Below are 19,766 nucleotides of genomic sequence, written 5' to 3'. Positions count from 1 at the left end.
GTGGCCGCAATGGCAGTACGCCGAGGGAGCGTCGGGCGTGTGCCCGGGGAGCCGGGTGGTTAGCGTGGCCGCCATGTTGCAGGGGATCGACGTGTCGAACTGGCAGGGCGCCGTCAACTGGGGCGCGTACGCGAGGGGCGGGGTCTCCTTCGCCTTCGCCAAGGCCAGCGAGGGGAGCACCTTCACCGACAAGTGGTTCGGCGCCAACTGGAACGGCATGCGCGAGAGCTGGATCGTCTGCGGCGCCTACCACTTCGCCCGCCCGGCCGGAGACCCCGAGGCGCAGGCGGTGCACTTCCTGCGGATCGTGCAGCGGGCCGGCGGGCTGCGCAGGGGGGACCTGCTCGCGCTCGACCTGGAGACCAACGACCACCTCCCGGCCCCCAGGGTGGCGCGGTTCGCCCGCAGCTGGTGCCAGGCGATCGTCGCGCTGTCCGGGGTCAAGCCGGTGGTCTACACGTTCCTGTCGTTCGCGCGGAACGGCAACTGCGCCGGGCTGGAGCCCTACCCGCTGTGGATCGCCGCGCCCGACCACCCCCGGGGCAGGCCGGAGGTGCCGAGGCCGTGGAACAAATGGACGATCCACCAGCACTCCAACAAACCCGTCGATCGCAACGTCTTCCGCGGCACCCGGGCCGAGCTGACCTCCCTGGGCTACCGCCGAAGCCGCGACGCCTGAGAAATCGCGTTCCCGGCACCGGTAGCATCGATTCCCAGACCATTCGTCGACGTCTCCCAGGGAGCAACAGTGTCCGCCGTGCCAGAACTTCGTATCACCCTCGCCGGAGCCGCGCGTGTGGTGGCGGGAGGCACGACGTACGGGGAGGCGCTGGAGGCGGACGGCCGCTCGGTGGTCGCCGCCCGCGCCAACGGCGAGCTGAAGGACCTCGCGGCCCCGGTGGCCGAGGGCGACGTGGTGGAGCCGGTCACCGCGGACAGCCCCGACGGGCGCGCCATCGTCCGCCACTCCACCGCGCACGTCATGGCCCAGGCCGTCCAGGAGATCTTCCCCGAGGCCAGGCTGGGCATCGGCCCGCCGGTCGAGAACGGCTTCTACTACGACTTCGACGTCAAGGACCCGTTCACCCCCGAGGACCTCAAGCGCGTCGAGAAGCGCATGCGCGAGATCGTCAAGCAGGGGCAGATCTTCTCCCGCAGGCCCGTCTCCGACGAGCAGGCCGCCGAGGAGCTCGCCTCGGAGCCGTACAAGCTGGAGCTGATCGGCCTCAAGGGCGGCGCGGGCGACGAGGAGAGCGTCGAGGTCGGCGGCGCGGAGCTGACCATCTACGACAACCTCGACGCCAAGACCGGCGAGCTGCGCTGGAAGGACCTGTGCCGCGGCCCCCACGTGCCGACCACCCGGTCCATCCCGGCGTTCAAGCTGATGCGCTCCGGTGGCGCCTACTGGCGCGGCAGCGAGAAGAACCCGCAGCTCCAGCGGATCTACGGCACCGCCTGGGAGTCGCGCGAGAAGCAGGACGAGTACCTCCACATGCTGGAGGAGGCCGAGAAGCGCGACCACCGCAAGCTGGGCGTCGAGCTCGACCTGTTCTCCTTCCCCGACGAGCTCGGCTCGGGCCTGCCGGTCTTCCATCCCAAGGGCGGCGTGATCCGCCGCGTCATGGAGGACTACTCGCGCAAGCGGCACGAGGAGGCGGGATACTCCTTCGTCAACACCCCGCACATCACCAAGAGCAAGCTCTACGAGATCTCCGGCCACCTCGACTGGTACAAGGACGGGATGTTCCCGCCCATGGAGCTGGAGGGCGCCGAGTACTACCTCAAGCCGATGAACTGCCCGATGCACAACCTGATCTTCAAGTCCCGCGGGCGGTCCTACCGGGAGCTGCCGCTGCGGCTGTTCGAGTTCGGGGCGGTCTACCGCTACGAGAAGTCGGGCGTGATCCACGGCCTGACCCGGGTGCGCGGCATGACGCAGGACGACGCGCACATCTACTGCACCCGCGAGCAGATGCGCGACGAGCTCACGTCGCTGCTGCGCTTCGTGCTCGACCTGCTCCGCGACTACGGGCTCGACGACTTCTACCTGGAGCTGTCGACCAAGGACCCGGAGAAGTTCGTCGGCTCCGACGAGGTGTGGGAGGAGGCGACCGAGACGCTGCGCGAGGTCGCCGAGTCCGAGAAGCTGGAGCTCGTCCTCGACCCCGGCGGCGCCGCCTTCTACGGTCCCAAGATCTCCGTGCAGGCGCGCGACGCCATCGGCCGCACCTGGCAGATGTCGACCATCCAGCTCGACTTCAACCTGCCCGAGCGCTTCGAGCTCGAGTACCAGGCCGCCGACGGCACCCGCCAGCGCCCCGTCAAGATCCACCGGGCGCTGTTCGGGTCGATCGAGCGCTTCTTCGGCGTCCTGGTCGAGCACTACGCGGGCGCCTTCCCCCCCTGGCTCGCGCCGGTCCAGGTGGTCGGCATCCCGATCGCCGAGGCCCACGCGCCCTACCTTCAGGACCTGGCCAAGAAGGCCCGCGAACGGGGTATCAGGATCGAGGTCGACGCCTCCGACGATCGCATGCAGAAGAAGATCCGCAACGCGCAGAAGTCCAAGGTGCCCTTCATGCTCCTGGCGGGCGACGACGACATCGCCAACGGCGCGGTCTCCTTCCGCTTCCGCAACGGCGAGCAGAAGAACGGGGTGCCGGTCGACGAGGCGATCGCCGAGATCGTCGACGCGATCGAGCGCCGCGTCCAGGTCTGACCCCTTCCCGTGGGCGGCCCGAGGCCGCCCACGGGTGTGCGGGGCTTTCACGGCCCCCGCACCGTCCTTCCGGGCCGTCACCGCGTCCACGACCGCGACGTCGTCGGCGTACGGGGGTTTTCGCGGCCTCCCGCACCGTTTTTCCGGGCCTTCGCCGAGGCCCTCGGTGTCCTACGCGTCGTCTCCCGGCTTCGCGGGAGTCTCGGAGCCGGTCTCGCCCGGCATGCGGACGTCCGCCACGTCGACGTTGACCTCCACGACCCGCATGCCCAGCATCCGGCTGATGGTCCGGGCCACGTTGGTCTTGACCTCGTTGGCCACGTCCATCACCACGTGCCCGTACTCCGCCACGATCGTCACGTCCACGGCCGCCGTACGGTCCTGCACGTGGGCGTTGACGCCCCGGGGGCCGCGCCTGGCGACGCCCGCGCGCTCGCGCATCGGCTCCACCGTGTGGGCGGCGTCGGCTCCCAGCTCGGCGACGCCCGTGACCTCCAGCGTGGCGAGGGCCGCGACCTTCTCCACCACCTCGTCGGCCACCTTGATCCGGCCCTTCACCACGGCCGAGGCCACCGGGGAGACGGGGGACGGCGAGGGGGGCGTCACGGCCGGTGCCGTCCTGGCGGGGACGGGGGCGGGCGTGTCGTCCGGAGCCTCGGACACGGGTGACGGCTCGGGGAGCGCCTCGACCACGGCGAGGAAGGGCTCACCCGGGGAGGAGACCGGCTCGCCCGGGGACGACTCCGACGCCTCCGAGGACACTGACGACAGCGACGACACCGGGGACACCGGGGACACCGGGGACGAGGTGGGCGCCGGGGGCGCCGTGGCGTCGGACAGGGACAGGCTGAGGGAGAACGGGCGGGTGGGCCTCCCGCCCGTTTCGGCGGAAGATACGGAAGACGCGGGGGAACCGGGGGACACAGGGGACGCGGTCTCCTCGGTCGGCTCCTCGACGGAGACGTCGGTCATGGGTTGCTCCTCGGCTGTCGGTGGGCGTGCTGGGGGGATTCTGCCGGAAATCTGCCGCATTCGTCCGTCAATACCGTGTGACATACGCCGCGCGTCCCGTACCGGCGCTGAATCCCGGCCATCCCGGCCGCCCCGGGCGGGGACGCGGGGGAGGGCGGGGATTCGCGTGGCAATATGCTGGCGGCCATGAGCAACGAGCCGGAGGCGCAGCACGGAGCGGGGACACCGGACGCGTTCCAGAGACTCTGGACCCCCCACCGGATGGCTTACATCAAGGGAGCCAGCAAACCGACCGGTTCCGGCCCCGAGGACGGCTGCCCGTTCTGCGAGATCCCCCGGATGAGCGACGAGGACGGCCTGATCGTCGCCCGCGGGGAAACGGTCTTCGCGCTGCTCAACCTCTACCCGTACAACTCCGGCCACCTGATGGTCTGCCCCTACCGGCACGTGCCGGACTACACGGACCTGGACGAGACCGAGACCTTCGAGCTCGCCGACTTCACCCGGCGGGCGCTGGTGGCCCTGCGCAAGGCCAGCGGCGCGCAGGGTTTCAACGTGGGCATGAACCTGGGCGGCGTGGCGGGCGCCGGGATCGCCGCCCACCTGCACCAGCACGTGGTGCCCCGGTGGGGCGGCGACACCAACTTCATGCCCGTCGTCGGCCAGACCAGGGTGCTTCCTCAGCTGCTGCGCGACACCAGGGAGTTGCTCGCCGGGTCCTGGCCCGGGTCGTCGTAGCGCGGGGCGCCCCCGTCCAGGGCCTTGATGCCCGCCGACAGCGTCAGCGGCACGGCGAGCGCCAGCGCCATGGACAGCACCGCGGCGCCCGAGTCGTTGACCAGCATGCCGACCACCCCGCTGACCAGGGTGCCGATCAGCCCGGCGCGCAGCGCGGGGGAGTGCGCGAACGCGGCGGGCAGCACCCCCGCGGTCGCCTGCTCGGGGCGCAGCAGCGCGTAGACGAGGAACGCCACCGCGGCGATCACGACCGGCATCAGGTTGGGGCTGAGCAGCGTGCCCAGCATCGCGCCGAGCTTGCGGCCGATCACCTCCAGGGCCTCGCCGGTGAACACCTGGCCGACGAAGCGGCCCAGGTGCGTCTGCGAGCCCGGCGGGCGCAGGTAGTCGAGGTAGGCGATCGCCATCACGATGACGCCGCCCGCCACGCAGAACGCGCCCAGCTTGACGATCGAGACCCGCTTGCCCGCGATCAGCAGCGCGGTCACCGCGATGCCGGGAACGAAGGCGATCACCCCGCCGAAGTCGCTGCCCACGCCCGGCCAGCCGCCCAGGATCATCGCGAACCCGCCCAGCACCGCCACCACGGCGGCGGCCACCATGCTCGCGCGGCTCCCGCCTGCGGGCCGGTCCGCCACGACGGCCTCGGCGTCCGGGCCGTTCACCGGTGCGTCCGCCCGGTCGCCGCGCGTCAGCCGGTGCGCGATCGTGGCGGCCAGCAGCAGCACCGAGGTGGCGAAGAGCGCGAACGGGATGTTGCCCAGCCCGTAGTAGCGGGCCCCGACCACGGCGCTGTAGCCCATCACGCTGTTGAGCTGCAGGGTCGTCCCGGTCAGCAGGTCGCCCGCCAGCACCGCCGCAGTCACCCCCGCCACCACCGCCAGCGGCCCGAGCGGTGCCCGGCGCCAGGGCCCCGCCAGCGCGGCCGAGGCCAGCAGCAGCGCGCATCCGGCGATCCCGCCGACCAGCGCGAGCACCGGTGATCCCGCGTGGTGCCAGGGGGTGAGGTTCACCAGGTACGTCGACACGGGCACCGAGGCGAGCGCGACCGCGGCCACGCGGATGCCGGTCAGCCCCCGCCTGCGGCGCAGCAGCAGGAAGGCGATCAGGTAGAACGCGACCTGCAGCACCGCGACCGTGGTGAAGAAGATCCCGCCCACGTTCCTGATCGTCTCCCCGGCGACGTCGGCCCGCTCCAGCCCGGTCCGCGCCGCCTCGGTGCCACCGGTGCGCCTCTCGCTCGCCTGCCAGGGAGTCCCGATCACGCCCGGCGGCACCGCGACCCCCGTCAGGGAGAGCATCGTCGTGGTGATGTCCGGCAGGATCGTGGTGTCGTCGCGGTGGGTGGAGGCCGCCCCCAGGAAGCGGCCGGAGACGTCTCCTCCGGGCCCCCCGCGCATCATCGCCACCCGCAGGTGCGGGTTGCCGCCGTGGTCGGACAGGCCCGCCAGCAGCACGACGGCGTCCCCGGGCAGCACGGTCAGCACCGCCCCCGCCTTGGCGTCGGCCAGGCGCAGCGCCTCGGCCCGCTCTCGGGCGGTGAGCCGGTCCTCGTCCGAAGGCAGCCGGTCGCCGGTCACGTACGGCTTGATGAGGTCGTCGACGTCGACGGCCGTCACCCGGCATCTGGCCAGCGTGTCGGCGCCGACCCGCTCGGGGGTGGGGGCGTACGCGTCGACCCTGCCCGAGCGGTCGGCCAGCGCCAGCGCGGCCCCCGGGCCGATCGCCAGCGTGCACCCACCGGCGGCGTGAACGGCCTCGCCGAGGGCGCCCGCGTAGCGCTGCCCGGCGACCCGGTGCAGGTAGTCGTAGTCGGGGATGACCGCGCCCGCCCCGTCGGGCTCGGGCGCCGGGGGCAGCCCGCAGCCGTAGCCGACCGCCGACCTCACCCCGGCCGACACCGTCAGCCACCCGTCGTAGGGGCAGGTGACCCGGCCCACCGCGCGGACCGACAGGGATCCGACCGCGCTCTGCCCGGCCAGCCGCCACAGGTTCGGGGTGCCGGTGGGGCTGAGGTCACTCCAGCGCAGGCCGGGAATGCCGATCAGCACCACCCGTCCGTCCGCCCGCGTGGTGGCCTGCGCGGCCCCCGGCCACAGCAGGCCCAGCACCACCGCGAGCGCGACAAGTGTCCGCTTCACGAACGACCTCCCCTTCAGCTCCTGCCAAGTGCTGGCACCGTAGGGGAAGATCGTGCCACGGGTCCAGCCGCTCCGGGGAGCGGCCGGGATCACCGTCGTGACCGGTTCTCAGGTCCCGGTGGGGGCGCTCTCGTTCTGCAGGCGGTCGAGGGCGGTGACCAGGTAGGTGCCGCCGCCGGTCGCGGTGAAGGCCTGGCGCTCGCCGGCCGCCGCGGGCACGACCGCGACCAGGTCGCGGGCGTCGGCGGTGGCGCACTCCCCGGGCTTGCCCGAGGCGATCCGGTAGACCGCGTACGAGCGGGCGTCCGGGGAGCTCCTCCAGCTGAGCGAGGTGCCCTGGAGCCGCACGTCGGCGGGCTTGGCCGGGGCCTGGCCGCCGCGGTCCCTCATGAGCGGCAGTAGCGCCGGGCGGGCGTAGTGGTCCTTGACGACGCGGTCGAGTGCGCCCAGGGGGTTGGTGAGGAGCTGCTTGGCGCTGAAGTAGACGTCGCCGGAGACCTGCCCGTGCTTGCGGTTGCGCGTGAGGTGGGAGGACATCTCGCCGGGCCTGGTCCAGGCGGCGGTGTCGGTGGTGCCGACCCGGTACAGGCCCTGGCCGATGTAGAGCTGCACCCCGGTGCCCTTGACCTCGTTCGCCCACCAGGGCATCAGCACGTCGTAGTCGGCGATCTTGAGCCCGCGCGGCCAGTACAGCTGGGGGATGACGTAGTCGACCGTGCCCTTCTTGATCCAGTGACGGGCGTCGGCGTAGATGGAGTCGTACGCGGACATGCCACCGGTGGCCGAGCCGCTGGGGTCCTCGGCCTTGTTGCGCCAGATCCCGAAGGGGCTGACGCCGAACTTCACGCTGTTCCTGACCTCGTGCACGGCCTTGTCGACCTGCGCGATCAGCTTGTTGACGTTGGCGCGGCGCCAGTCGGCGAGCTTGGCGCCCTTGCCGTACCTGGCGAAGGCGGCGCCGTCGGCGAACTTCGCGCCCGCGACGGGGTAGGGGTAGAAGTAGTCGTCGAAGTGGACCCCGTCGACGTCGTAGCGGGTCACCACGTCCTTGACGACCTTGGTGACGTAGTCGCGGACCGCGGGCAGGCCGGGGTTGTAGTAGGCCAGATCCCCGTATTTCACGATCCACTCGGGGTGGAGCCGGGCGGGGTGCCTCGCGGGCAGCCTGGACAGGTCGGCGTCGGCGGACGCGCGGTAGGGGTTGAACCAGGCGTGGAACTCCAGGCCGCGCCGGTGGGCCTCGGCGACGAGGAAGGGCAGCGGGTCCCAGCCGGGGTCCTTGCCCGCCGTGCCGGTCAGATACTGCGACCAGGGCTCCAGGTCCGACTTGTACAGCGCGTCGGAGGCGGGACGGACCTGGACGAACACCGCGTTGAACCGCCGCTTGACCGCGCTGTCGAGGATCTTGACGTACTCGGCCCGCTGGCGGGCCGGGGACAGCCCGGTGCGCGAGGGCCAGTCGATGTTCTTGACGGTGGCGATCCACACCCCGCGCAACTGCCGCTTGGGGTACTTCGCGTCCACGTCGCACCGCGCCGACGCCGAGGCGGCGGTCGTCGTCGTCGAGTCGACCGTCTCGGCCGAGACCGCCGAGCTCTTCGCTGCCTTCGGCCGGGCGGGCGCGGCCTCGGGGCCGAAGGTGTAGGCGGCTCCCGTGGTCAGGACGGCGAGGGCGGCAGCGGCCAGGAGAGGGCGTCCGTTTCGCATGGTTCCCCAGTGTGGCACCAGCGCCGGTGTGCTTTGGCCGGAAAAACGAAATCCTTTCGTGATGACTCTGTTACATAAGTGCATGCTGTGACGCGTGTGCCGGACGGTGCGTCTCTCCTGTGCGGCGGGGCACCGTCCGGCACACGCGTCACCGCCCTGTCAGCCGGTGACTTTGTCCATCAGATGCGAGGGAAGCGGCTCGTACCGCAGGAAGACCCGCCGGAACGTCCCCGTCCCGTGCGACATGGATCTCAGGTCGATCGAGTATCGCGTGATCTCCAGCTCGGGCACCTCGGCCCTGACCAGGGTACGCCCGACGCCCACCGGCTCCGTGCCGAGCACGCGGCCCCTGCGCGAGGACAGGTCGGACATCACCGCGCCGACGTAGTCGTCGGCGATCAGGATGGACACCTCGTCGACCGGTTCGAGCAGCAGCGTGGGCACCTTGGCCGCGGCCTCCTTCAGCGCGAGCGCCCCGGCGATCTGGAACGCCATGTCGGAGGAGTCGACCGAGTGGGCCTTGCCGTCGTACAGGGTGACCCGCACGTCCACCATGGGGTACCCGGCGAGCACCCCGCGCTGCATCTGGGTGCGCACCCCCTTCTCCACCGAGGGGATGAACTGGCGCGGCACCACCCCGCCGACGATCCTGTCCACGAACTCGAAGCCGCCGCCGGAGGGCAGCGGCTCGACCTCCAGGTGGCAGACGGCGAACTGGCCGTGGCCACCGGTCTGCTTGACGTTGCGGCCCAGGGCCTGGCAGCTGCCGCCGAAGGTCTCCCGCAGCGGCACCCGTAGCTCGACCTTCTCCACCTCCACGCCGTGCCGCCTGCTCAGCCGGTCGAGGAGCACGTCGGTGTGGGCCTCGCCCATGCACCACAGCACGAGCTGGCGGGTCTCGGGGTTGTTCTCCAGCCTGAGCGTCGGGTCCTCGGCGACCAGCCGCTGCAGCGCCTGGCCCAGCTTGTCGTCGTCGGCCTTGGACCTGGGCTGGATCGCCACGGGCAGCAGCGGCTCCGGCATGCTCCAGGCCGTCATCAGCAGCGGGTTCTCCCGGTCCGACAGGGTGTCGCCGGTCTCCGCGCGCGACAGTTTGGCCACCGCCGCGATGTCCCCGGCCACGCACTTGGCGATCGTCCGCTGGTGCTTGCCCAGCGGCGAGGAGAGCGCGCCGATGCGCTCGTCCACGTCGTGGTCCTCGTGCCCGCGGTCGGACAGGCCGTGCCCCGAGACGTGCACCGTCATGTCCGGGCGCAGCGTGCCGGAGAAGACCCGTACCAGGCTGATCCTGCCGACGTACGGATCGCTGGTGGTCTTGACGACCTCGGCGACGAGCGGCCCTTCGGGGTCGCAGGTGACGCCGGAGACGGGCTCGCCGCCGATCGACATGATCTCCGGCATGGGGTGCTCGGGCGGGGAGGGAAACCCCTGGGTGACCAGCTCCAGGATCTCCAGGGCTCCCACTCCGGACCCCGCGGCCAGCACCGGGTAGAAGCCGCCGCGCGCGACGGCCTTCTCCAGGTCCTCGATGAGGGCCTTGGTGTCGATCTCCTCGCCGGAGAGGTAACGGTCCATCAGGGACTCGTCCTCGCTCTCCTGGATGACGCCCTCGATCAGGGCGCCCCGGTAGAGCTCGATCTGGTCGGCGTAGGCGGGGCCGGGGGAGTTCTCCGTCCGGGTGCCGGTCGCGTAGTTGTAGAACCGCTGGCTCAGCAGGCCGATCAGGCCGTTCACCCTGCCGTTGGTCACCACCGGCAGGTAGAGCGGCGAGACGCCGTCGCCGAAGGCGTCCTGGCAGGCGGCGAGGGTGTCCTCGAAGTTCGCCCGCTGGTGGTCGATCTTGGTGATCACGACCGCGCGGGGCATCCCGACGGCCGCGCACTCGTCCCAGAGCATCCTGGTCAGGCCGTCCACGCCCTCGACGGACGAGACGACGAACAGCGCCGCGTCGGCCGCGCGCAGCCCGGCGCGCAGGTCGCCGACGAAGTCGGCGTAGCCGGGCGTGTCCAACAGATTGATCTTGATGTCGTTGTGGACCACGGGGGCCACGGTCAGGTTCACCGAGCGTTGCTGGCGTACCTCGACCTCGTCGAAGTCGCTGACGGTCGTGCCGTCCTCGACCCTGCCGGACCGCTGGACGGTCCGCGTCGCGGCCAGCATCGCCTCCACAAGCGTTGTCTTCCCGGCGCCGGAATGGCCGACCAGCACGACGTTTCGTATCATGCCCGGCTGGTCGGCCGCGGGTGCCCTCCCCGCGGCTCCCGCTGTTCCGCCGGTTGCTCTCTCCGCCACATCGCCTCCCGCGTCGTTGCCGAAGGGGCGCGGCCTGGTGGGGCCACACCCCCGGGGTCCGCTGCCGAGCTCGTGCATCGCACGGACTCGGTCTGTTCACCAAATACCCATGTGGCGAATATCACAAGAGGGGTGGGGCGATCCTCTTGCGAGAGGAAGGCCTGATCGCTACGTGTCCGGGCCGTCCTCGCGAACATCGTTTTCCCCGGCTCGCCGCCGCCCGCCGCCGATGCGCGCGCGCAGGCCGGGTGGCCTACGATCGGAGCGCGATGCTGAAACTTCTGCGCCCCGCCGTCACCAGGCTCTTGACCCCGCTGGGCAGGGCACTCACCCGCCGCGGGATCGGCCCCAACGCGGTCACCGCCGCCGGCACGCTCGGCACCGTCGCCGCGGCCCTGTTCTTCTACCCGCGGGGCCAGCTGTTCATTGGTACGGTGGTGATCACCTTCTTCGTGCTGGCCGACCTCCTCGACGGGGTCATGGCCAGGATGACGGGCCCGGGAAGCACCTGGGGCGCCTTCCTCGACTCCACCCTCGACCGGGTCGGCGACGCGGGCATCTTCTCCGGGCTGGTGTTCTGGTTCGTCGTGAGCGGGCAGCGGGTGCTGGCGGGGGTCGCGCTCTTCTGTCTCGTCGCGGGGGCGGTGGTCTCGTACGTCAAGGCCAGGGCCGAGGCGCTGGGCATGACGTGCGACGTCGGCCTCGCCGAGCGGCCGGAACGCCTGGTGGTGGGCCTGGTCTCCGTCGGTCTCGGCGGTCTCGGCGTGCCGTACATCCTGGCCGCGGGCCTCTGGCTGCTCGCCGTCGCCAGCGCGGTCACGGTCGGCCAGCGCCTGCTGCACGTGCACCGGCAGGCCGTCTCCCACCCGCCACGGACCCTCCGCTGATCGGAAAGATCGATGACCGACAAGCCCTCCCCCCAGGATCGTCTCGTCGCCGCGGCGTTCGGCGCCGGTTGGACGGTCGTGCCCCGCCTGCCCGAGAGGCTCACCGCCTGGGCCTTCCGCGCCGCCGCCGACCGGCTGTGGAGACGCCGGGGGAAGTCGGTGCTCAGGCTTGAGGCCAACCTCGCCAGGGTCAGGGGCACCTCGCCGGGCGATCCGGCGATCCGGGCGCTCAGCCGCGACGGCATGCGCTCCTACTTCCGTTACTTCCACGAGGTGTTCCGGCTGCCCTCGATCCCCATCGAGGAGATCGTCTCCCGGATGCGGGTAGCCGGGGCCGACCCCGTCTACGACAACCTCGCCAGGGGGCGCGGCGTGGTCCTCGCCCTGCCGCACATGGGCAACTGGGACCAGGCGGGCGCCTGGTTCGCCGGTACGGGCCACCCGTTCACCACGGTCGCCGAGCGGCTCAAGCCCGAGTCGCTCTTCCACCGCTACACCGCCTTCCGCGAGGGGCTGGGCATGGAGGTGCTGCCGCTCACCGGTGGTGACGGCCACACCTTCGGCACCCTGGCGCAGCGCCTGCGCGCGGGCCTGCCGGTCGCCCTGCCCGCCGAGCGCGACCTGACCGCGAACGGGGTCGAGGTGCAGTTCTTCGGTTCGGCCACCCGGATGCCCGCCGGTCCCGGCCTGCTGGCCGTGCACACCGGGGCCGCCCTCATCCCGGCGATCCCCTACTTCGAGGAGAACGGCTGGGGGCTGCAGTTCCACGAGGAGATCGCGGTCCCGGCCGAGGGCACCAGGAAGGAGAAGGTGGCCGTCGTCACGCAGAGTCTCGCCACCGTCTTCGAGAAGGGCATCGCCGAGCACCCCGAGGACTGGCACATGCTCCAGCGCCTCTGGCTGGAGGACCTGGAGCCCCGGGAGCCCCGGGAGCCCGGGGAGGAGAGGCCATGAGGGTCGGCATCGTCTGCCCCTACACGTGGGACGTGCCGGGCGGCGTCCAGGTGCACATCCGCGACCTGGCCGAGGCGCTCATGGCCGACGGCCACCACGTCTCGGTGATCTCCCCGGCCGCGGAGAACGCCGACCTGCCCTCGTACGTGACCTCGGCGGGCCGCGCCGTCCCGGTGCCCTTCAACGGGTCGGTGGCCAGGATGTCGTTCGGGTTCCTGTCGGCGAACCGGGTGCGCCGCTGGGTGCGCGAGGGCCGTTTCGACGTGCTGCACGTGCACGAGCCGGCCATCCCCTCGCTGGGCCTGCTCGCCTGCTGGGTGGCGAGGGGGCCGATCGTGGCCACCTTCCACGCCTCGTACGGCAACTCCCGCTCCTTCTCGGTCGGGGTGCCGGTCATCATGAGCGCGCTGGAGAAGATCGGCGGCAGGATCGCCGTCTCCGACGCCGCCAGGAAGACCCTGGTCGAGTTCATGGGCGGCGACGCCGTGCTCATCCCCAACGGGGTGACGGTGAGCCGCTACGGCGAGGGCGAGCCGCTGCCCGGCTGGGACGAGGGCGAGGTGATCGGCTTCCTCGGCCGGATGGACGAGCCGCGCAAGGGCCTGCCGGTGCTGCTGGAGGCGTTCGCCCTGCTGGCCGCCGAGCGACCGGCGCTGCGCCTGCTGCTGGCGGGGCCCGGTGACGCCGACGAGGTGCTGGAGCGGGTCCCGGCCGCCTTCCACGACCGGATCGGCCTGCTCGGCCTGGTCAGCGAGGAGGACAAGGTGCGCGCCTACCACACGGTCGACGTCTTCTGCGCGCCCAACCTGGGCGGTGAGAGCTTCGGCATCGTGCTGACCGAGGCGATGTCGGCCGGCGCGGCGATCCTGGCGAGCGACATCCCGGCCTTCCGCAAGGTGCTCGACGACGGCGAGGCGGGGGCGCTGTTCGAGACGGGCGACGCCGGGTCGCTCGCCCGCGAGGCCGCCGCGCTGCTCGACGATCCCGCGCGCCGGGCCAGGCTGTCGGACGCCGCCCGCCTCGCCGTGCGCAAGTACGACTGGTCGACGGTCGCCCGCGACGTCCTGCGGGTCTACGAGACCGTGGCGAGCACCGCCGGGGTCGAGGAGGACGCGGTGGGGGTCGGGGCCGACGGAGACGCGGCGAGGGCCGGGAGGGGCGACACGCTGTGACGACCACGCTGGTCCTGGTGGTGGGCGCGATCGTGGTGCTCCTCGCCGTCTACATCTCCTGGCGGGCGGGGCGGCTCGACCGGATGCACATCCGGCTGGAGCTGGCCCGTGAGTCCCTGGACGCCGCCCTGGTGCGGCGGACCGCCGTCAGCCTGGAGCTTGCGGCCTCCCGGCTGCTGGATCCGGCCACGAGCCTGGTGCTGGCCGCGGCAGCCCACGAGGCCCGTACGGCGGGGCCCGAGGAGCGCGAGCACGCCGAGAGCGACCTGTCGCGCTCCCTGCGCGCCGTCGTCGACCAGGAGCGCTTCCGCGACCGGCTGGCCGACACCCCGGCGGGGTCCGACCTGCTGGAGGAGCTGGACGCCGCGGTGGCCAAGGTCCTCTACTCCCGCCGGTTCTACAACAACGCGGTGGGCGTCACCCGGACGGCGCAGCGCCGCTGGCTGGCCCGCACGCTGCGGCTGGCGGGGCACACCGAGTATCCGGACTTCTTCGAGATCGACGACGCGCCCCCGAAGGTCTTGGCCGCCGAATAAAGGTAAATAAGGCGTACATAAACCGGAGTATCTGACAAGTCGGACACCGGTAAGCTCTTGGCGATTCACGACTGAGTGGCCGAGTAACCGAGTGGCCGACTTGAGGAGATGAGCCGTGCGGGTGTCCCGGATGATCGCCGTCACGCTGGCGGGAGTCGCGGTCCTGGCCCCGGCCGCCGCCTGTTCCTCCGACGATCCCGCCTCGCCGGGCACCCCCGCGGGCGCGGCCGGCGAGCCGAGTGCGGCCCCGACCCCCACACCCGAGCCGACGCACCCCTTCACCGGCCTGCCCGGCGCGGCCCGCAGGGCGGTGCTCACGGCGAAGATCGAGAACACCTCGGCGGGCAAGCCGCAGCTCGGCCTGAAGAGCGCCGACATCGTCTACGTCGAGCAGGTCGAGGCGGGCCTCACCCGCCTGATGGCGGTCTTCTCCTCGAAGATCCCGGCCAAGATCGGCCCGGTCCGCAGCGCCCGCATCTCCGACCTGCACATCGTCCCGCAGTTCGGCAGGCCCGCCTTCGCCTACTCGGGCGCGCAGACCAAGATGCTCCCCTTCATCGCCGAGGCCCCGCTCTACGACGTCTCCGACAGCAGGCAGCCGGGCGCGTACTTCCGCCAGCCGGGGCGGTTCGCCCCCTACAACCTGTTCGCCGAGACCCGGAAGCTGCTGGCCGGGGCGCCCAAGGCGAGCAAGGCCAAGGACATCGGGTTCACCTTCGGCGACGCCCCCGAGGGAGGCGTGCCGCGCAAGACGTACAGCGTGAAGTACCCGGCGGCGAGCTTCACCTTCGGCTGGTCGAAGACGGCGGGCAAGTGGCTGATCTGGCAGGACGGCAAGAAGGACATGGCGGCCGAGGGCGGCCAGCTCGGCGCGCCCACGATCGTCGTGCAGTACACCAAGACGGAGCGCTCGGAGTTCCACGACAAGAACCAGAGCTACACCCCGCTGGTGCACAGCACGGGCAAGGGCAGGGCGATCGTGCTCCGCGACGGGCAGGCGTTCAAGGCCCGCTGGTCGCGGCCCAAGGAGAAGGACGGCACCGTCTTCACCACCGAGACGGGCGAGCCGATGAACTTCGCCCCCGGACAGGTCTGGGTCGTGCTCGCCTCCGCCAAACCCGTCATTCCCTGACGCGCAAGCCCTACATCCTGTCCAAGAGGATCGCCCAAGAGCGACAAGGCGTCGTGTAAGGCGGCAGGCCGCCAGCACCTACGATGGAAGCGTAGTGGCCGTCCCCGGGACGGCCCGTGATCCGCAGCCAGCCGTCGTGAGGTAGAGACCGTGTCCAGCAGCACGCCCGAAGTCAGCGAGACGACCGTCACCGGAACCGCCCGGGTCAAGCGCGGCATGGCAGAGATGCTCAAGGGCGGCGTCATCATGGACGTCGTCAACGCCGAGCAGGCCAAGATCGCCGAAGACGCCGGCGCCGTCGCCGTCATGGCCCTCGAGAGGGTGCCCGCCGACATCCGCGCCCAGGGCGGCGTCTCCCGGATGAGCGACCCCGACATGATCGACGGCATCATCGCCGCCGTCTCGATCCCGGTGATGGCCAAGGCCCGCATCGGCCACTTCGTCGAGGCCCAGGTGCTCCAGTCGCTCGGCGTCGACTACATCGACGAGTCCGAGGTGCTCACCCCGGCCGACTACGCCAACCACATCGACAAGTGGCAGTTCACGGTGCCCTTCGTCTGCGGCGCGACCAACCTGGGCGAGGCGCTGCGCCGCCTCACCGAGGGCGCGGCGATGATCCGCTCCAAGGGCGAGGCCGGCACCGGCGACGTCTCCAACGCCACCACCCACATGCGCAAGATCAGGGGCGAGATCAAGCGTCTGGGCTCGCTGCCCGAGGACGAGCTCTACGTCGCGGCCAAGGAGCTCCAGGCGCCGTACGAGCTGGTCGCCGAGGTCGCCAGGACCGGCAAGCTGCCGGTCGTGCTGTTCACCGCCGGTGGCATCGCCACCCCGGCCGACGCGGCGATGATGATGCAACTCGGCGCCGAGGGGGTGTTCGTCGGCTCGGGCATCTTCAAGTCCGGCAACCCCGCCGAGCGCGCCTCCGCGATCGTCAAGGCCACCACCTTCTACGATGACCCCGACGTCGTCGCGAAGGTCTCCCGAGGTCTGGGTGAGGCCATGGTCGGCATCAACGTCGACGACATCCCCGCCCCGCACCGGCTGGCCGAGCGCGGCTGGTAGGGCGCGGCTCCACGGCCCGCAGAGGCCGGAGAAGGCCCGGAAAGCCGGGAATCAGGCGATCTCTGTGATGGAGGTCGCCTTTTTCCTGACAGGGGGAGTTAACTCCGCAGTCATGCTGCTCCGCGAGGCTGACGGGCGTTCGAGCCCGATCACCCGGGAGGTTCCCTTGTCGAAGTTCACCCGCCGATCCTTTCTCGTCACCGGTATCGCGGCCGGCGCGGCGGCGGGGATCCCCGCCGCCGCGCACGCCGGACCCGAGCCCGCCCAGGAGAGCGCTGAGTCCCTGGCGTCCCTGGCCTCCCGCGGCCTGCGCTCGGACCCCTTCACCCTCGGCGTCGCCTGCGGCGACCCCGACTCCGGCGGCTTCGTGATCTGGACCCGCCTGGCGCCCCAGCCGCTCGCCGAGGACGGCCTGGGCGGCATGCCCACCCGGCCCTTCCCCGTCGAGTGGCACGTCTACGGCGACGAGCGGGGCCGCCGCGTGCTGCGCCGGGGCGTGGCCGTCGCCACTCCCGAGTGGGGCCACAGCGTCCACGTCGAGCTGAACGGGCTGTCCTCCGACCGGGACTACTGGTACCGCTTCAAGGTCGGCCCGTACCTCTCGCCGATCGGCAGGGCGAGGACGGCCCCGCACGCCCTCTCCCACGGCTCGGCCCTGGCGATGGCCTTCGTCTCCTGCGCCCAGTACGAGCACGGCTACTTCACCTCCTACCGGCGCCTGGCGGAGGAGCGGCCCGACTTGATCCTGCACCTGGGTGACTACCAGTACGAGTACCGGCGCGACACCTACACCATCCCCGGCGGCAACATCCGCCACCACGAGGGGCCGGAGACCGAGAGCCTGGCCAACTACCGCCAGCGGCACGCCCAGTACAAGGCCGACCCCGACCTGCAGGCCGCGCACGCCGCCGCCCCCTGGCTGGTCGTCTGGGACGACCACGAGCTGGACAACAACTGGGCCGACGAGGTGCCCGAGAAGCCCGAGGTGCCCCAGCCCAACTTCCTCGCCCGGCGCGAGGCGGCCTTCAGGGCGTACTACGAGAACATGCCGCTGCGGCGCGCCTCCATCCCCCGGGGGATCGACATGCAGCTCTACCGGCGCGTCCGGTGGGGGAGGATGGCCACCTTCCACATGCTCGACACCCGCCAGTACCGCAGCGACCAGGGCTGCGGCGACGGCTACAGCGACTGCCCGGCGGCGGTCGACCCCGCCCGCTCGATCACCGGCGCCGCGCAGGAGCGCTGGCTGCTGGACGGCATGCGGCACTCGGAGGCGCGCTGGGACATCATCGGCCAGCAGGTCTTCTTCGCCCAGCGCGACAACAACGCCGGGCCCGCCAAGATCACCAGCCAGGACGCCTGGGACGGCTACGTCGCCTCGCGGCAGCGCATCACCCAGGGCTGGGTCGACGCCAAGGTGCGCAACCCCGTGGTGCTCACCGGCGACGTGCACGCCCACTGGGCGAGTGACCTCAAACTCGACTACGACGACCCGACCACCCGCACGGTCGGCTCCGAGCTGGTCGCCTCGTCCGTCTCCACGGGCGGCGACGGCCTCGACTCCGACCCGGCGACCCACCCGTACCTGACGATCAACCCGCACCTGAAGTTCTACAACAACCAGCGCGGCTACGTGCTGACCAGGATCGAGCGCGACCAGCTCACCGCGGACTTCAAGGTGGTGCCGAAGGTCACGCAGCCGGGCGCCGCCGCGCACACCAAGGCGACCTTCGTGATCGAGGACCGGGTCCCCGGCGTGCAGCGGACCTACCTGCGCCCGGTCGACCCCTCGGCCGCCAGGACCCCCGGGATCGACTGGATCCAGGAGACCGTGGACCTGGAGACCAAGCGTCCCTGATCATGCCGTGATCGCCGACGATCACCCGGCACCCACCGTCACGGGCGCCCCGCCGAACGTTCGCCGGGGCGCCCGTGCCGCGTTCCGGGTTTCCGTACGGAGCCGGAGCGCGAACCGGTTTGGGGCCGTCCGAGGGGTGGCCATACGCTGAAGGGGCATTTCACCCGCGCGGGAAGGACCATCGGTGACCATCGTCCCCACGATCGGCGTGTTCGCGCTGCAAGGAGACGTGCGCGAGCACGTGCGCTCCCTGGAGGCGGTGGGCGCGAGAGCGGTCACCGTACGGCGTCCCCGCGAGCTGGAGGCGGTCGACGGCCTCGTCATCCCGGGCGGGGAGTCCACCACGATGTGGAAGCTCGCCGAGACCTTCGAGCTGCTCGAACCACTCCGGATGCGGATCAAGGCGGGCATGCCCGCCTACGGCTCCTGCGCCGGAATGATCATGCTGGCCGACCGGATCGAGGGCGGGATCGAAGGTCAGCAGACGATCGGCGGCATCGACATGGTCGTCCGCCGCAACGCCTTCGGGCGCCAGGTCGACTCCTTCGAGGCCGACGTCGACTTCGCCGGCCGAGGCGGCATGCGGGCCGTCTTCATCCGCGCCCCCTGGGTGGAATCCGTGGGTTCGGGGGTCGAAGTGCTGGCACTGGCCGAACCTGGGGATAGGATCGTCGCGGTCCGTCAAGGACCGTTGCTCGCCACGTCCTTCCACCCGGAACTTACCGGGGATGTCGGTGTGCATTCATATTTCGCTGAGATGGTGAGGGAGCTCTAGGCGATGTCCGGCCACTCCAAATGGGCGACGACGAAGCACAAGAAGGCCGCGCTCGACTCCAAGCGCGGCAAGCTGTTCGCCAAGCTCATCAAGAACATCGAGGTCGCGGCCCGGACCGGCGGACCCGATCCGGACGGCAACCCGACGCTGTACGACGCCATCACCAAGGCGCGCAAGAGCTCGGTCCCGATCGACAACATCGAGCGCGCCCGTAAGCGCGGCGGCGGCCTGGAGGCCGGCGGCGCCGACTGGCAGACCATCATGTACGAGGGCTACGCCCCCGGCGGCGTCGCGGTGCTGATCGAGTGCCTCACCGACAACCGCAACCGCGCGGCCTCCGAGGTCCGCGTCGCGCTGACCCGCAACGGCGGCTCGCTGGCCGACCCCGGCTCGGTGTCCTACATGTTCAACCGCAAGGGCGTCGTGCTCGTCCCCAAGGGCGAGCTGGGCGAGGACGACGTGCTGGTCGCGGTCCTCGACGCGGGCGCCGAGGAGGTCAACGACCTGGGCGACCAGTTCGAGGTCGTCTCCGAGGCCACCGACCTCGTCCCGGTCCGCAAGGCCCTGCAGGAGGCCGGGATCGACTACGACTCGGCCGAGTCCAGCTTCATGCCGACGATGAACGTCCCGCTGGACGAGGACGGCGCCCGCAAGGTCTTCAGGCTGATCGACGCCCTTGAGGACAGCGACGACGTGCAGAACGTCTGGGCCAACTTCGACGTCTCCGACGAGGTCATGGAGAAGCTCGACGCGTAATCCGGCCATTCGGCGTGACCTCGTGTTGTCTGCGAGGTTTGTCCGCGTGGTCGAGGGCATATCAC

The 19,766-nt window shown here is 71.2% G+C and carries 16 protein-coding genes; 12 read left to right on the top strand and 4 right to left on the bottom strand.

Features of this window, described 5'->3' with window-relative positions:
• Nucleotides 1-73: 73 nt before the first annotated feature.
• Nucleotides 74-679 (top strand): glycoside hydrolase family 25 protein, encoded by a 606-nt coding sequence (locus ABD817_RS05700; protein ID WP_344915727.1) that lies wholly within the window; start codon nt 74-76, stop codon nt 677-679.
• 69 nt (nt 680-748) lie between these two features.
• Nucleotides 749-2,716, top strand: coding sequence for a threonine--tRNA ligase (gene thrS, locus ABD817_RS05695; protein ID WP_344915725.1), 1,968 nt, complete (start codon nt 749-751; stop codon nt 2,714-2,716).
• Between the two features lie 171 nt (nt 2,717-2,887).
• Here the strand turns inward: thrS and ABD817_RS05690 are convergent, their stop codons facing one another.
• Nucleotides 2,888-3,688, bottom strand: a complete 801-nt coding sequence (locus ABD817_RS05690) for an Asp23/Gls24 family envelope stress response protein (RefSeq protein WP_344915724.1) — start codon at nt 3,686-3,688, stop codon at nt 2,888-2,890.
• 186 nt (nt 3,689-3,874) lie between these two features.
• Here ABD817_RS05690 and ABD817_RS05685 point away from each other — a divergent pair, with 186 nt between their 5' ends.
• Complete coding sequence (locus ABD817_RS05685) at nt 3,875-4,426, top strand: HIT family protein (protein WP_329078880.1); 552 nt, start codon at nt 3,875-3,877, stop codon at nt 4,424-4,426.
• On the opposite strand, the gene ABD817_RS05680 is transcribed toward ABD817_RS05685, so the two are convergent.
• The 3 genes from ABD817_RS05680 to ABD817_RS05670 form a co-directional block, all read right to left on the bottom strand.
• Nucleotides 4,369-6,567: a hypothetical protein gene (locus tag ABD817_RS05680; RefSeq protein ID WP_344915721.1), complete on the bottom strand. Its 2,199-nt coding sequence runs from the start codon at nt 6,565-6,567 to the stop codon at nt 4,369-4,371. The two genes, ABD817_RS05685 and ABD817_RS05680, sit on opposite strands and share 58 nt — an antisense overlap.
• A gap of 108 nt (nt 6,568-6,675) precedes the next feature.
• Nucleotides 6,676-8,274, bottom strand: coding sequence for a glycoside hydrolase family 10-like protein (locus ABD817_RS05675; protein ID WP_344915719.1), 1,599 nt, complete (start codon nt 8,272-8,274; stop codon nt 6,676-6,678).
• Nucleotides 8,275-8,433: 159 nt separating this feature from the next.
• Complete coding sequence (locus ABD817_RS05670) at nt 8,434-10,566, bottom strand: elongation factor G-like protein EF-G2 (RefSeq protein WP_344915716.1); 2,133 nt, start codon at nt 10,564-10,566, stop codon at nt 8,434-8,436.
• 269 nt (nt 10,567-10,835) lie between these two features.
• Between ABD817_RS05670 and pgsA the strand changes: the two genes are divergently transcribed.
• The 9 genes from pgsA to ABD817_RS05625 all read left to right on the top strand — a co-directional run bounded on the left by pgsA (nt 10,836) and on the right by ABD817_RS05625 (nt 19,701).
• Nucleotides 10,836-11,453: a phosphatidylinositol phosphate synthase gene (gene pgsA, locus ABD817_RS05665; RefSeq protein WP_344915714.1), complete on the top strand. Its 618-nt coding sequence runs from the start codon at nt 10,836-10,838 to the stop codon at nt 11,451-11,453.
• 12 nt (nt 11,454-11,465) lie between these two features.
• Nucleotides 11,466-12,407, top strand: coding sequence for a phosphatidylinositol mannoside acyltransferase (locus ABD817_RS05660; RefSeq protein ID WP_344915712.1), 942 nt, complete (start codon nt 11,466-11,468; stop codon nt 12,405-12,407).
• On the top strand, nt 12,404-13,579 hold the full coding sequence (locus ABD817_RS05655) for a glycosyltransferase family 4 protein (RefSeq protein WP_344915710.1): 1,176 nt from the start codon (nt 12,404-12,406) through the stop codon (nt 13,577-13,579). Before ABD817_RS05660 ends, ABD817_RS05655 begins: the two co-directional genes overlap by 4 nt.
• On the top strand, nt 13,576-14,115 hold the full coding sequence (locus ABD817_RS05650) for a LemA family protein (RefSeq protein ID WP_344915708.1): 540 nt from the start codon (nt 13,576-13,578) through the stop codon (nt 14,113-14,115). The genes ABD817_RS05655 and ABD817_RS05650 overlap by 4 nt, the downstream gene beginning before the upstream one ends.
• 115 nt (nt 14,116-14,230) lie before the next feature.
• The gene (locus ABD817_RS05645) at nt 14,231-15,247 is read left to right on the top strand and encodes a DUF3048 domain-containing protein (RefSeq protein ID WP_344915706.1); all 1,017 of its coding nucleotides are present in this window, start codon (nt 14,231-14,233) and stop codon (nt 15,245-15,247) included.
• Nucleotides 15,248-15,397: 150 nt separating this feature from the next.
• Nucleotides 15,398-16,312, top strand: a complete 915-nt coding sequence (gene pdxS, locus ABD817_RS05640; RefSeq protein WP_344915704.1) for a pyridoxal 5'-phosphate synthase lyase subunit PdxS — start codon at nt 15,398-15,400, stop codon at nt 16,310-16,312.
• Between the two features lie 166 nt (nt 16,313-16,478).
• Entirely contained in the window at nt 16,479-18,170 is a 1,692-nt protein-coding gene (locus tag ABD817_RS05635; RefSeq protein ID WP_344915702.1) for an alkaline phosphatase D family protein, read from the top strand.
• A 184-nt stretch (nt 18,171-18,354) separates the two neighbouring features.
• On the top strand, nt 18,355-18,945 hold the full coding sequence (gene pdxT / locus ABD817_RS05630) for a pyridoxal 5'-phosphate synthase glutaminase subunit PdxT (RefSeq protein WP_344915700.1): 591 nt from the start codon (nt 18,355-18,357) through the stop codon (nt 18,943-18,945).
• Nucleotides 18,946-18,948: 3 nt separating this feature from the next.
• Nucleotides 18,949-19,701: a YebC/PmpR family DNA-binding transcriptional regulator gene (locus tag ABD817_RS05625; protein ID WP_344915698.1), complete on the top strand. Its 753-nt coding sequence runs from the start codon at nt 18,949-18,951 to the stop codon at nt 19,699-19,701.
• The last annotated feature ends 65 nt before the right edge of the window (nt 19,702-19,766 follow it).

It is taken from the genome of Streptosporangium oxazolinicum, assembly GCF_039537505.1.
GTDB lineage: Bacteria > Actinomycetota > Actinomycetes > Streptosporangiales > Streptosporangiaceae > Streptosporangium > Streptosporangium oxazolinicum.
The sequence above is the reverse complement of the archived record's forward strand: the minus strand, read 5'-3'. Positions and strand labels throughout refer to the sequence as shown.